Source organism: Ohessyouella blattaphilus (genome assembly GCF_024721265.1).
In the GTDB taxonomy this organism is placed as follows: domain Bacteria; phylum Bacillota; class Clostridia; order Lachnospirales; family Lachnospiraceae; genus Aequitasia; species Aequitasia blattaphilus_A.
This window is the reverse complement of sequence record NZ_JAMXOC010000002.1, coordinates 240,611-253,351: the sequence shown is the minus strand read 5'-3', so window position 1 is coordinate 253,351 and position 12,741 is coordinate 240,611. Positions and strand designations below refer to the sequence as shown.

Here is a 12,741-nt window from a genome sequence, read left to right as displayed (position 1 = left end):
AAAGGATGAGTATTTCAGGAATATTAATTGCTACGGCGATCGTCGGTGCAGTCGGTTTATTTATCGGTCTTTTTCTCGGTCTAGCCGGAAAAAAGTTTGCCGTTGAAGTGGATCCAAGAGAAGAGGAAGTATTAGAAGCACTGCCAGGAAATAACTGTGGTGCCTGTGGTTATCCAGGTTGTTCTGGCCTAGCAGCGGCTATTGCGGCCGGAGAGGCACCGGTTAACGCCTGTCCGGTAGGTGGTGATTCAGTAGCAGAGACGGTAGGTGCAATAATGGGTGTTGAAGCCGGGGCCACTGCGAAGAAAGTAGCGTACGTGAAATGTGCCGGTACCTGTGAGGCGGCTAAGCAAAATTATGAATATTACGGTCTTGATGATTGTGTGATGATGAAGGGCATGCAAGACGGCGGTGCAAAAGCCTGTAGCTTCGGCTGCTTAGGTGGTGGCACGTGCGTGCGCGCTTGTCCTTTTGACGCCATTGAAATGAAGGACGGCATCGCTCTTGTTAATAAGGAAGAGTGTCGCTCCTGTGAGCAGTGTGTGTCTGCTTGTCCACAAAAGATTATTGAAATGGTTCCTTACGATCAGAAATATTGGGTAATGTGCGACTCCAAAGACAACGGCAAAGGGGTTATGGCTGCCTGTAAGGTGGGTTGTATCGCTTGTCGTATCTGCGAGAAGAACTGTGAGTTTGACGCTATTCATGTAGTAGACAATATCGCTCATATCGATGTAGAAAAATGTACAAACTGTGGCGTTTGCGCGGAAAAATGCCCGAAGAAGATTATTTACAATGTCTAGATTAATAGATGATATCAAGCAGCAAAAATGGGCAATTATTTCGGTAATTGCCTATTTGCTGATTATGAAGGTGTTTTTTCACAATCTTTGCCCGATTGTCCTAATTACCGGCTACCCTTGCGCAGCGTGTGGCATGACAAGGGCGGCGCTCGCCTTGCTACGTTTAGATTTTCAAGAGGCTCTTTACTATCATGCCTTTATCTTTCCTTTAGCGGTCATGGCGATTTATCTATTTATTAAGCGCTACCTTAAAAAGGAGAGAATTGGCAAAGGTGTAGTCTATATTTTTATAATTATGGTTGTCCTTAGCCTTATTTATTATATTTACCGAATGTATCGGTATTTTCCTGGAGAACCGCCAATGTCGTTTTACTATCAAAATATTCTCGGGAATAGCCTGGGATAAGAGAAAAGATTGCGTAGGATATCATATTATGATATTCTTAAGAAAGAAAAAATGATAGGAGAAATGACTATGGAAAATAATGAAAATAATGGAATGAACAATGAGAATCAGGATCAATACAATGTTTACAACGATCCTAATGCAAATGTAACCCCAGAGGCAACACCTGAGGCAGCACCAGCGCCGGAGGTAACACCAGAACCACAGCCTCAACAACAATACCAACAGCAATATCAACAACAACAGTATCAACAACCATACCAACAACAGTATCAACAGCAACCAACGTTTGATAAGGATGCTAACTTAGATAAGAGTCCTATGGAGATGAAGGATTGGTTATTAACTTTAATTGTCCTGATGGTTCCTTGTGTAGGTATTGTAATGTATTTTGTATGGGCATTCTCAAGTACAGGTAACATCAACAGAAGAAACTTCTGCCGTGCCGGACTTGTTATGTCAGCAATTGCTTTAATATTATATATCTTGTTTATCGCCATTTTTGGTGCCGCTATCTTTGCTGGTATCGGTTCTTACGGATATTAGAAAGTGTGAAAGGTTCTTGGGAAATATGCCCAAGAACCTTTTTATATTTCTGAAATCTTTTTTACGAAAAATTCAGAATATTAGTGACCCATCTGTGACTATTTCTTGATATAGTAGATACAAAGAAATGTGAAGGGGGAAGTGATGTGAAATATTTAAAAAGTATATTTTTGTGTACACTTGGTTGGTTACTCATTTCCTTGTCGGTTTACGCAGACGAAGCGATACCTGATGACAAAGAAGGTACAACGCCAAAGATAGAGATGATTGTTGAAAGTAACTTGGCCGCTCGTTTTAAGCTTAAGATAACCGTTCAGGAGACAGAGGAGACGGAAAAGAGTGAAGAACTGATTATCGAAACCAAGGAAACAAAAAACGGTGAGGTTACCTTTTATCAGGGAAAACAGGAAGTTGCCATTGAGTCGCTAATTCCGAATTACACTGGTGTCATCAAGGTAACTCAGGAAACTTGGGTGAACGACGATAAGAAGTCATCTTTAAATGGCTGGCTTTTGGAGCAAACCGTAAGAGAGATCGAGTGTGAAAATGGGCGGATTGCTTCCGGGGATGGGGTTATTACCTTTAGAAATGCCCAATTAGGCGGTAATGTCAAACTAGAAAAGAGTAGCGCCTCTGGGCATGTTCTTGTAGGTGAGTTGGTAACTGAGAGCATTAAGGTAATCAATAAAGGACAGGTAGATTTAACCGCCCTAAAGGTTTCCGATAAAGCCTTAGTTAATTACGACTTAGAGGCACCGGGTCAGGGATTAAATCTCTTTAAGAAGAAAGACGAGGCAGAAGAAGCGCTTCTACCTTGGGTTGATTATGAATTCGATTTAGAGACAGGGACGATTACCTTGCTTAAGCCGTTATTAGTTAATGAAATCGTTCGTATTGAGTTTGCGTTTACGCCGGAAGAAGCAAGAGCCTACGAAAGTGATGTGGTGCTTGAAGGCGAGCAAGTGGGTACTCCTGAGGTGAAGGTATATGACACTCTTACTCATTCGGTGCCAGTATCTACGCCCCTACATCCGGAGGTAGCCCTTAGCGCCGAACATAGCAGTAAAGAGGACGCGGCCATTGGAAGCACCGTGATTTACAAATTAACGGTAACGAATACCGGTAGTGATGAACTGAAGGAGATTAGGATAAGCGACAAGTATTTGAAGACGTATATCGGTCAAAGCTACCATTTTGAGGAAGATTCACTGAAAGTGAAGAAGGGGAAAGAGGAGTTATCGCTTGCCAAGGATTATACCTTTGCAAACGATAATACTGGTGGTGAGATTACGCTTCTTGAAAGTCTACCGGTAGCAGAAAAGCTAGTGGTTACCTTTGCTATCCGTATGGAAGGTCTTGGGGAATATGAAAATGAGGCAATAGTTAGAGCCTTAGGCAGTGAACGGGGCACAGAAGTGTCCACAGATGCTACGGTAGGCCTGCTGGTTAAAGAGCCAACGGTAAGCAAGGTAAAGCTTACGCAGACCACCGATAAGAAAGAGGTTTCTCTAGGGACACCTGTTAATTACACCCTTAAGATTGAAAATGCAGGAAATGGTGTCTTAGAAGGCATCCGTATTGAGAACGAATTATTTACGCGAGGTGCGACTGGGCTTCAGGTTCTTAAGAATAAGAAAGTATTAGCTCCTGGAGAAGATTACCGTTTAAACGGTGAGGAGTTACAGATTACCACCCAGCTAAACCCAGACAAGGACACCTTAACGATTGTGTATACCTACACGCCAACGCTGATTACAGATAGCTTAGAAAGTGAATCTTTCGTCTATGCTGGTACCTTTGGCAGTGAAGAAACCGTGACAGCAAGTAGCCGTAACATAGTAGCCGTTACCATTGGGGAAGAGGGACTCATTGTACCAAGAGAAGCTCTACCTTCGGTGAAGGGCAAAAAAGGGTATCCGGAAATCCACCCAGTGATTCCCGGAGATGAGGTGACGCCCCTTGCGGTTAATTAGTCGATTTTATGGACTACCAAATCTTTAGTGATGAAGATTCCTTGAACGTCCTCAAGGCTTTCGATAAAGGCAGCGCCTTTTTCATAGCCCATAACAAAGCAGGCTGTACTAAGAGCATCTGCCATTGTGGATGAATCGCAGATAATACTAACGCTTTCTAAGTCATTATCTGCCGGATAACCGGTAGCTGGATCAAGGAGATGATGGTAGCGAATACCATCTTGTTCGAAGAAACGCTGGTAGGTACCGGAGGTAACTACGCTTTCGTTGTCAATTTCGGCAACAGCTAAGGCTTCACCAGTCTCTTCCTGAGGGTTTTGAATACCGATTTTAAAGGGGCTGCCCCCTGGTTTTTCACCAATAGCGAGGACATTCCCGCCGAGGTTAATCAAGGCGTTTTCCACACCTTTAGAGAGCAGATAATCTTTTATTTTATCAGCGATGTAACCCTTAGCGATACCGCCTATATCTACTTGCATCAAAGGATTGTTTAAGGTGATCGTTTGCCCATCAATTTGCAGATCTTGATAATTGGTGTTCTCTAGCGCTACTTCTAAATCAGCGCTAGAGGGCACTGTTTTTTTGTCTTTAAAATCCCAGAGGCTCGTCACGCTTCCCAGGGCCGGGTTAAAGCAGCCATCGGTCATGGCAGCGTATGACTTGGCTAAGGTTAAGAGCTCAGCCGTCCCCGCATCCACTTCGACGGGAGTACCTCCGCTGTGATTTAAACGAAAAATATCGCTTTCTTCGTTAGTTTTGGATAGTAGATCATCGTATTTTTGGCAAAGGGCTTCGATTTCTGGACTTAACTTAGCACTTTCCCTGTCATAAAGCGAAATCGTAACCACCGTATCAAAATACATTCCTTGAATATTGGTCACCGCATCCGGCGTGGAACAGCTACTGCATAGAAATAGTGAACAAATAATTAGTGATAATAATAGTTTTTTCATAGTGATAAAAGTATACCAAGTGTTCCTCTTTATCGCAATCGAACACTTGGTTGCTTTTGTCTCATTGCTGTGCTAGAATGCTAAGGAAGAGGGACGATGATGAAAACGATAAAACGCTATTTAAATCGCTACGATGTAATCTTAATATTGGTGATTGTCTTAGTTGCCGGGGGGATTTTTGCTGGGACTGTATTTGCGGCTAAAGCAGGCGGGCAGGTAAGGATTCAAGTAGAAGGCAAGGAGACTGGCACATATTCGTTAAAGACAGATCAGGAAGTCCAGATTCTCGGCGGGAAAAACACATTAAGAATTAAGGACGGTCAAGCGAAGATGATTACGGCCACTTGCCCGGATCATTTATGCGTGAATCATAAACCGATTTCCAAGAATGGTGAGAGTATTATCTGCTTACCTCATAAAGTGGTAGTCACGGTGGAAAGTGACCAGTTAAGCGAGCTTGATAGCACTACGAATTAGGAGATGCCATGACGAAGAAAATATCACAATTTGGCCTACTTTTAGCCCTAGCTTTTATCCTTGGGTACGTAGAGCGCTTAGTGCCTTTAGGATTTGGCATTCCAGGAATCAAGCTAGGCCTGGCAAATCTGGTTATCGTAATCGCAATATATCTATTTCCGCTAGGTGAAGTGATTGCCTTGGATGTTCTGAAGGTACTGTTAACAGGCTTTACTTTCGGCAATATGGCGTCTCTATGGTACAGTCTAGGCGGTGCGCTTTTAAGCCTTCTAGTGATGCTTCTACTAAAGCGAATTGGCCGTAACACAGTAGTCGGTGTCAGCATTGCCGGTGGCGTGTTTCACAATTTAGGTCAGCTGATGGTAGCGGCGGTCATGGTTTCTACGAGACAGGTGATTTATTATTTACCAGTATTACTGATTGCCGGATTAGTGACAGGGTTTGTGCTCGGCGTCGTCGCCTGGAGCGTCCTGGGTAGATTAAAACAGATAAGGGGAAGTGGAAGATGATTAATTATATTAAGGGAGATTTAGTGGCTGTCTATGACGGCTATGTGGTAATCGAGAACGGTGGCATCGGCTACGGTCTCTTTATGGCTAATGAAGCGATTAGCCGCTTAGGTGGTCTTCACGATGAGGTGAAGGTGCATACCTATCTAAATGTAAAAGAGGATGCGATGCAGCTCTTTGGCTTTCTAACGCGAGATGATTTGGATATCTTTAAGCTCTTAATCGGCGTTAGTGGCATTGGTCCTAAGGGGGGCTTAGCAATCCTTTCCATTATGACACCGGATGAACTGCGTTTCGCGATTATCGGTAAAGACGCTAAGGCTATCGCCAAGGCTCCAGGTGTGGGGAAAAAGACTGCGGAAAAGCTGATTATCGAATTAGCTGATAAGGTAAATATCGAGGACACCCTAAGAGGGGATGGGGACGTGGATTTTGCCGTCTCATCTGATAATGAAAAGACAGCCGAGGCCGTGCAAGCCCTTGTGGCTTTAGGATACGGTAATTCGGAAGCCTTAAAGGCGGTTAAAAAGGTGGCGAATGCCGATGAACTTGAGGTCGAGGCGCTGCTTAAGCTGGCACTGAAAAATATAATCGGTTAAGATAAGGGGAATTGCTGTGAAGAAGCGAATTATTACGACGGAAAATATCGAGGAAGATGTCCGGATTGAGAACAACTTACGACCGGAAAGCCTGGATGAATATATCGGACAAGAGAAGGCCAAGGAGATTTTAAAGGTCTATATTGAGGCGGCGAAGGGCCGCAGTGAAGCCCTTGATCACGTCTTATTCTACGGACCACCGGGACTTGGGAAGACGACGCTAGCAGGTATTATTGCCAAGGAGATGGGCGTTCACTTAAAGGTTACGTCAGGACCGGCGATTGAAAAGCCAGGGGAGATGGCGGCTATCCTTAATAACTTAGCGGAGAATGATGTGCTCTTTGTAGATGAGATTCATCGCCTAAATCGACAGGTAGAAGAGGTACTATACCCAGCGATGGAAGATTATGCCATCGATATCATGATAGGAAAAGGTGCCACAGCCCGGTCAATTCGTCTTGATTTGCCGAAGTTTACGCTAATCGGCGCCACCACAAGAGCGGGGATGTTAACAGCCCCTTTAAGAGACCGCTTCGGAGTTGTACATCGAATGGAGTTCTATACAGTTCCTGAGCTGGAGACGATTATTAAGCGCTCAGCCGGTGTGCTAGAAGTAGGCATTGATGATGCGGGAGCGACAGCGCTAGCAAAGCGTTCAAGAGGGACACCTAGACTTGCTAACCGTTTGCTTAAAAGGGTTCGCGATTTTGCTCAGGTTAAGTATGAAGGACATATTGATGCGAAGGTGGCTGATTATGCCTTAGATTTACTTGATGTGGATAAAGAGGGACTTGATCAGACGGATAGAGAACTACTTCAGGTTATGATTGATAAATTTGCAGGGGGACCAGTGGGTCTTGATACCCTTTCGGCTTCCTTAGGAGAGGATGCGGGGACGATTGAAGATGTCTACGAACCCTATTTGCTAAAGAACGGGTTTATTCAGCGGACCCCAAGAGGGCGCCTGGTAATGGATAAAGCCTATCGCCATTTAGGCATTCCTAGGGAAAATGTCTAAAAATGGTAGTTTTTTCACACAATTTAGTTTATAATGATTTTTAGAGATGAAAAAGCAATGAGGAGGCACTTATGGCATCATCAAAGAATTTCACCGAAGTCTTAATTGGCGGAAAAGTCTTTACACTTAGTGGATTTGAAAGTGAAGATTATCTTCAGAAGGTTTCCAGCTATTTAAATCATAAAATCGAGGAGTGTAGTAATAGTGAGGGTTATCGCAAGCAGAATGCCGAGACCCGCAGTATTTTGTTAGCGCTAAATATAGCCGATGACTACTTTAAAGCCAGAAAACAAGGTGGTACGTTAGAGACGGATATTGAGACGAAGGATAAGGAGATGTACGATTTGAAGCATGAACTTATCTCGGCTCAGATTAAACTAGAGAATGCGGAAAAGACGATGGATAAGCTGAAAGAAGAAAACAAAGAGCTGCAAATGCGCATCGTCAAGTTAGAAACACAATTAAAAGGTTAAGAAATTTAGAAGGACATGCAAAGCATGTCCTTCTTACGTAATAGAACGTTGATTTAATTAAAAGGTGGTTTGTATGAAGAGAAAGGTAGAGTTACTCGCACCAGCGGGGTCAATTGCTAGCCTTAAGGCAGCAATTAGCGCCGGTGCAGATGCGGTCTATATAGGTGGCCAGAAGTTTGGGGCCAGGGCGTTTGCTAAGAATCCGGAGACGGAGGATTTGCTAGCGGGAATTTCCTATGCCCATTTGTATGGAAAGCAGATCTATTTGACAGTAAATACCTTAATCAAAGAACGAGAGTTAGAGGAGTTTCGCGAGTTTTTAACCCCTTATTACGAGGCGGGAATCGATGGGGTCATCGTTCAAGACCTAGGTATAGTCAAACTGATTCACGAAGAGTTTCCAGGACTACCAATTCACGCAAGTACCCAGATGAGCTTAACGACGAAATACGGAGCCCAACTTCTTAAGGATTACGGCTTAACCCGGATTGTACCGGCTAGGGAACTAACCTTAGAGGAAGTGAGAGAGATTAAGGAGGCGGTGGATATTGAGCTGGAATGCTTTATTCACGGAGCGATGTGCGTCGGCTACTCCGGACAGTGTCTCTTTAGTAGTATGCTTGGTGGTAGAAGTGGCAATCGGGGGGCTTGTGCTCAGCCTTGTCGCTTGCCTTTTTCCCTTGGCGATAACCGTGAACAGACCTTAATTAGCATGAAGGATATGGAGACGTTACACCTGATTCCTCAGCTGATTCAGGCGGGTGTGGTCTCTTTCAAAATCGAGGGACGTATGAAGTCGCCGGATTATGTGTACCAGGTGGTAAAGATATATCGCAAATATATTGATCTTTATTTGGCCAGTCCCCAGCAGTATCAGGTGGCGAAAACGGATGTGAAGAGTTTGCAAAGTGCTTATCGCCGCCGAGGGTATAGTAATGGATATTACAAGGAGAGCCAAAAGGGCAGTATGCTTTCTCTTAATCGTCCAGAAGGGAAACTTGAGGAGGTTATAGAAGCCCAAGAAATCCCTGAGAAAAAAATAACTTGTACAGGCATAATAACTATTCGCAGTGGTCAGGAGATCTGCTTTCGCGTTAGCAGTGGCGGGAGTGAGGCAACTGTCTATGGGGTAGTGCCTTCACCGGCAATGAATCAGCCCTTATCTGCTGCCGCGGTTGAAAAACGGTTAAAAAAGACGGGCAACACCCCGTTTGTATTTGCGCATATCCAGGTCGATTTAGATGAAGGGCTTTATTTAGCTATGGGTGCTCTTAATGAAATTCGGCGTATTGCTTTAAAAAGTCTTAAGAATAACTTGCTAGACTGTTATCTTAGGGAACAGGAATGGTTTTCTAAAAGAACGCCGCGAACGCTAGCTGTTAACGAAAAAGCGCCAGTGGTAAAGTCGCAATCACAAATAAATTTGATCCACGTATCGACAAAAGCCCAGTTAGAGGCAGCACTCTCACTAGATAGGGACCAGCAACTTATCGGCACAGAAGCGGTATTATCAGGTGCTGAAGAAAAGGGCTATCTAGAATTACCGATTATCTTTCGTCCTAGTCGCCAAAAGCAAGTGGCACTAAAGCAGTTAGAAAAATATAGGGGCGTATATATTCATAATCTGGATGAACTGGCCTACCTAAAAGAGAACGGTTACCAAGGAGAAATTATCGCTTCGCCTAGGCTCTATACGTTTAACGAGTATGCAGTTTCGTTTTTAAAAGCCCAAGGGGTAGACGTGCTTAGCTATCCGCTAGAGCTTAATCGCCATGAACTAAGAGATTTAAATACCCCCATGGTGTTGATGGTCTATGGTCGGATTCCGCTAATGGTGACGGCTCAGCAGGTGACTTTAACAGAGGGCGAATTGGTGGATCGTTATCAGAAAAAATTTCCGGTTAAAAATAGTGATAAATACTGCTATAATGTAATCTATAATAGCGCTATCTTAAGTCTCTTAAAGGAGACAGAAGCACTCAGTCGCCTTTCTCCCCAAGGTTTTCTCTATTACTTCACAGGTGAAGAGGGTGAAGAGGTCCGGGAGGTGCTTTTAGGTAACGAAGCGCAGACTGGTCCTGGCGTAGATTATACGAAAGGGCATTGGAACAGAGGAGTATAAGTAATTATGAGTCATCTTATTGTGGAAATATCAAAATACGTAATCATTATCCTTATGGCTGTCTATACGTATTCCTGTTTTGCTGTATTTAGCACTTGGGATCCGGATAGCAAGCGGGATATGCTACGCAATCAAAATGTCCTGATGTTTTTATTGCATTTGATTTCTTTTTTGATTCTCTTTATGCAAAAGGATTTTGATGTACAGATTGCTGGGCTATATGGTTTGCAAGTGGTGCTACTAGCAACCACTATATTGGCGTATACAAAACTATACCCGAAAGTATCCCGAGTGGTCCTAAATAATATGTGTATGCTACTAACAGTTGGCTTTATTATGCTGACGCGCCTAGAGTATGAGTTGGCCTTTAAGCAGTTTATCTTTGCCGCTATCGGCATTGGAATTTCGCTAGTGGTGCCTATTATCATTAAGAAGCTAAAGGTGCTTTCGGAACTGCGGTACATCTATGGCGGCGTAGGGATTGTTTCCCTCTTAGCGGTACTGCTTTTGGCAAAGGCTTCTGGCGGTGCGCTCCTTGGCTTTACCTTTGGCGGTTTTAGCATTCAGCCTTCGGAGTTTATTAAAATCTTGCTGGTATTCTTTGTGGCATCAAGTTTTAAGTATAGTTTGAGCTTTAAGAATATCGTGTTTACTACGGCGGTAGCGGCTCTGCACGTTCTGATTCTCGTATACAGTACGGATTTAGGAGCGGGGCTCATTCTCTTTGTGGTTTATCTTACCATGCTGTATGTAGCGACAAAGCAACCGCTATATCTACTTGCTGGCGGGGTAGCTGGGGCTGGGGCTTCGGTACTTGGCTTTAAGCTTTTTAGCCACGTTAAGGTCCGGGTACAGGCTTGGCAGGATCCCTTTGCCAATTACGATTACGGCGGTTACCAGGTAGCCCAGTCCCTCTTTGCCATCGCTACTGGTGGCTGGTTAGGTGTGGGACTTATGCAGGGTGAGCCCGAAAAGATACCTGTAGCTGAGTCAGATTTTATCTTCTCGGCCATCTGTGAAGAGTTAGGGTTGATTTTTGGCATCTGTCTAATTCTGATTTGTATTAGTGTCTACATTATGTTTTTGAATATTGCTATGGAACTAAAGGGCATGTTTTATCGCTTAGTAGCCTTAGGTCTAGGAACGGTTTACATCTTTCAGGTGTTTGTCATGATTGGTGGTGTTACCAAGTTTATTCCCTCTACAGGGGTAACCTTACCACTCGTTAGCTACGGCGGTAGTTCTTTACTAAGTACATTGATTATGTTTGCGATTATTCAGGGGCTTTATATTCTTAGAGAAGAGGAAGAAAATGAGCAAAGGAAGAAAAAGTTACGAAGAGAAGCAGGCTCTAGAAAAGCTGGAAGAAGAGCTGGGAATTCAGGAAATGACCGCCAAAGAGCGAAGGGCCTATAAAAAAGAAAACAAGCAAAAGAAGAGAGAAAAGAAAGATAGAAATCGACAGTTTGCTTTTGTTACCTATAGTTTTGTCGCGGTGTTTCTCTGTCTCATCGGTTATCTTGTCTACTTTAATGTAGTGCGTGCCGATGAAGTAGTCAGAAGCCCGTATAACGCCAGACAGGATAATTATGCAAAGTACATAACCAGAGGTACCATCTACGACCGAAATATGGAAGTGTTAGCTGAGACTGTTAAAGCCGAAGACGGCAGTGAGGCCAGAGTGTACCCTTACGGTGATCTCTACAGTCACGTGGTAGGATATAACGTTCACGGAAAAGCCGGTTTAGAGTCCACTCTAAACTTTGACCTACTAACATCTAATGCCTTTATTTTAGATAAGATTAAGGCAGATTTTGCTGATGAGAAGCAGCCAGGTGATAGTGCGGTCACCACTTTAGACACCAGTCTTCAGCAGGCCGCTTATAATGCTCTTGGTTCCTTTAACGGAGCTGTCGTCGCCATTGAGCCAAGCACTGGGAAGATTCTTGCCTGGGTTTCGAAACCGAGCTTTGACCCTAATCAGGTGTCTGCTCAGTGGGAAGGTCTTAACTCTGATGAAAATAGCGTCCTTATTAACCGGGTTAGTAACGGTAGCTACGCACCAGGGTCTACCTTTAAACTGGTAACCACCTTAGAATATATGCGGGAAAATCCTGATACCTATGGAAATTACACCTACGATTGCTCAGGCGTTATCGACTATAACGGTGTCAGTATCGCTTGTTACAACAATACGGCTCACGGTCATGAGGATTTAGGAAATTCCGTAGCCTATTCCTGTAATACCTCTTTTTCTAATATTGGTCTTAGTCTTAACCAAGACAGATTTCAAAAGACGGCAGAAGAACTGCTTTTTGAAAAAAAGCTGCCTGGCGGCTTTGGGAATACCGTTAGTCATACGGGAATAACCGCTGCCGCTAGTGATGGCGATAAGATGATGACGGCCATGGGACAAGGGAAGGTTCAGGTAAGTCCTTATCATATGGCTCTTATTACCGCAGCGATTGCTAATGGCGGGGAGCTAATGACTCCTTATCTTCTAGACTACACCCAGAATAATGGTGGTAGCGTAGTAGAAAAGAAGATGCCAAAAAGCTATGGGGCGTTAATGACTGCTGCAGAAGCGTCACAGCTGAAAGAATATATGAAGCAAGTAGTGGATTACGGGACAGCCAGCAACCTAGGACGCGGTGGCTACGATGTGGCTGGCAAGACAGGCACCGCAGAATATAGTGATGAAATGGAAAAGAACCACTCATGGTTCGTTGGTTTTTCCAATATGGATAACCCGGATTTAGTCGTCAGTGTGGTAATCGAGAAATCTGACGGGGCTGGTCGGGCAACCGATGTGGCCGGGGCGGTCTTTGACCAGTATTACAATCAGTAAAGTGAGGGAAAGAG

The 12,741-nt window shown here is 44.0% G+C and carries 13 protein-coding genes; 12 read left to right on the top strand and 1 reads right to left on the bottom strand.

Annotated elements, in window-relative coordinates:
* Positions 1 to 5 precede the first annotated feature (5 nt).
* The 4 genes from NHH16_RS03415 to NHH16_RS03400 all read left to right on the top strand — a co-directional run bounded on the left by NHH16_RS03415 (position 6) and on the right by NHH16_RS03400 (position 3,728).
* Positions 6 to 803: an RnfABCDGE type electron transport complex subunit B gene (locus NHH16_RS03415; RefSeq protein WP_262068196.1), complete on the top strand. Its 798-nt coding sequence runs from the start codon at positions 6 to 8 to the stop codon at positions 801 to 803.
* Entirely contained in the window at positions 796 to 1,209 is a 414-nt protein-coding gene (locus NHH16_RS03410; protein ID WP_262068195.1) for a DUF2752 domain-containing protein, read from the top strand. The genes NHH16_RS03415 and NHH16_RS03410 overlap by 8 nt, the downstream gene beginning before the upstream one ends.
* Positions 1,210 to 1,278: 69 nt before the next feature.
* Positions 1,279 to 1,755 carry a hypothetical protein gene (locus NHH16_RS03405; RefSeq protein WP_262068194.1) on the top strand — a complete coding sequence of 159 codons (477 nt, stop codon included), beginning with the start codon at positions 1,279 to 1,281 and terminating at the stop codon, positions 1,753 to 1,755.
* 146 nt (positions 1,756 to 1,901) lie between these two features.
* Positions 1,902 to 3,728: a COG1361 family protein gene (locus NHH16_RS03400; protein ID WP_262068193.1), complete on the top strand. Its 1,827-nt coding sequence runs from the start codon at positions 1,902 to 1,904 to the stop codon at positions 3,726 to 3,728.
* Here the strand turns inward: NHH16_RS03400 and NHH16_RS03395 are convergent.
* Positions 3,725 to 4,681 carry an FAD:protein FMN transferase gene (locus NHH16_RS03395; protein WP_262068192.1) on the bottom strand — a complete coding sequence of 319 codons (957 nt, stop codon included), beginning with the start codon at positions 4,679 to 4,681 and terminating at the stop codon, positions 3,725 to 3,727. The two genes, NHH16_RS03400 and NHH16_RS03395, sit on opposite strands and share 4 nt — an antisense overlap.
* A gap of 96 nt (positions 4,682 to 4,777) precedes the next feature.
* Here NHH16_RS03395 and NHH16_RS03390 point away from each other — a divergent pair, with 96 nt between their 5' ends.
* The 8 genes from NHH16_RS03390 (at position 4,778) to NHH16_RS03355 (ending at position 12,727) form a co-directional block, all read left to right on the top strand.
* The gene (locus tag NHH16_RS03390; protein WP_262068191.1) at positions 4,778 to 5,158 is read left to right on the top strand and encodes a NusG domain II-containing protein; all 381 of its coding nucleotides are present in this window, start codon (positions 4,778 to 4,780) and stop codon (positions 5,156 to 5,158) included.
* A gap of 8 nt (positions 5,159 to 5,166) precedes the next feature.
* On the top strand, positions 5,167 to 5,667 hold the full coding sequence (locus tag NHH16_RS03385) for a Gx transporter family protein (RefSeq protein WP_262068190.1): 501 nt from the start codon (positions 5,167 to 5,169) through the stop codon (positions 5,665 to 5,667).
* Complete coding sequence (gene ruvA, locus NHH16_RS03380; RefSeq protein ID WP_262068189.1) at positions 5,664 to 6,266, top strand: Holliday junction branch migration protein RuvA; 603 nt, start codon at positions 5,664 to 5,666, stop codon at positions 6,264 to 6,266. The genes NHH16_RS03385 and ruvA overlap by 4 nt, the downstream gene beginning before the upstream one ends.
* Positions 6,267 to 6,282: 16 nt before the next feature.
* Positions 6,283 to 7,284, top strand: a complete 1,002-nt coding sequence (ruvB, locus tag NHH16_RS03375; RefSeq protein ID WP_262068188.1) for a Holliday junction branch migration DNA helicase RuvB — start codon at positions 6,283 to 6,285, stop codon at positions 7,282 to 7,284.
* Between the two features lie 71 nt (positions 7,285 to 7,355).
* Positions 7,356 to 7,757, top strand: coding sequence for a cell division protein ZapA (locus NHH16_RS03370; protein ID WP_262068187.1), 402 nt, complete (start codon positions 7,356 to 7,358; stop codon positions 7,755 to 7,757).
* A 73-nt stretch (positions 7,758 to 7,830) separates the two neighbouring features.
* On the top strand, positions 7,831 to 9,879 hold the full coding sequence (locus NHH16_RS03365) for a U32 family peptidase (RefSeq protein WP_262068186.1): 2,049 nt from the start codon (positions 7,831 to 7,833) through the stop codon (positions 9,877 to 9,879).
* Positions 9,880 to 9,885: 6 nt separating this feature from the next.
* On the top strand, positions 9,886 to 11,295 hold the full coding sequence (locus tag NHH16_RS03360; protein WP_262068185.1) for an FtsW/RodA/SpoVE family cell cycle protein: 1,410 nt from the start codon (positions 9,886 to 9,888) through the stop codon (positions 11,293 to 11,295).
* A 94-nt stretch (positions 11,296 to 11,389) separates the two neighbouring features.
* Complete coding sequence (locus tag NHH16_RS03355) at positions 11,390 to 12,727, top strand: peptidoglycan D,D-transpeptidase FtsI family protein (RefSeq protein ID WP_262068226.1); 1,338 nt, start codon at positions 11,390 to 11,392, stop codon at positions 12,725 to 12,727.
* The last annotated feature ends 14 nt before the right edge of the window (positions 12,728 to 12,741 follow it).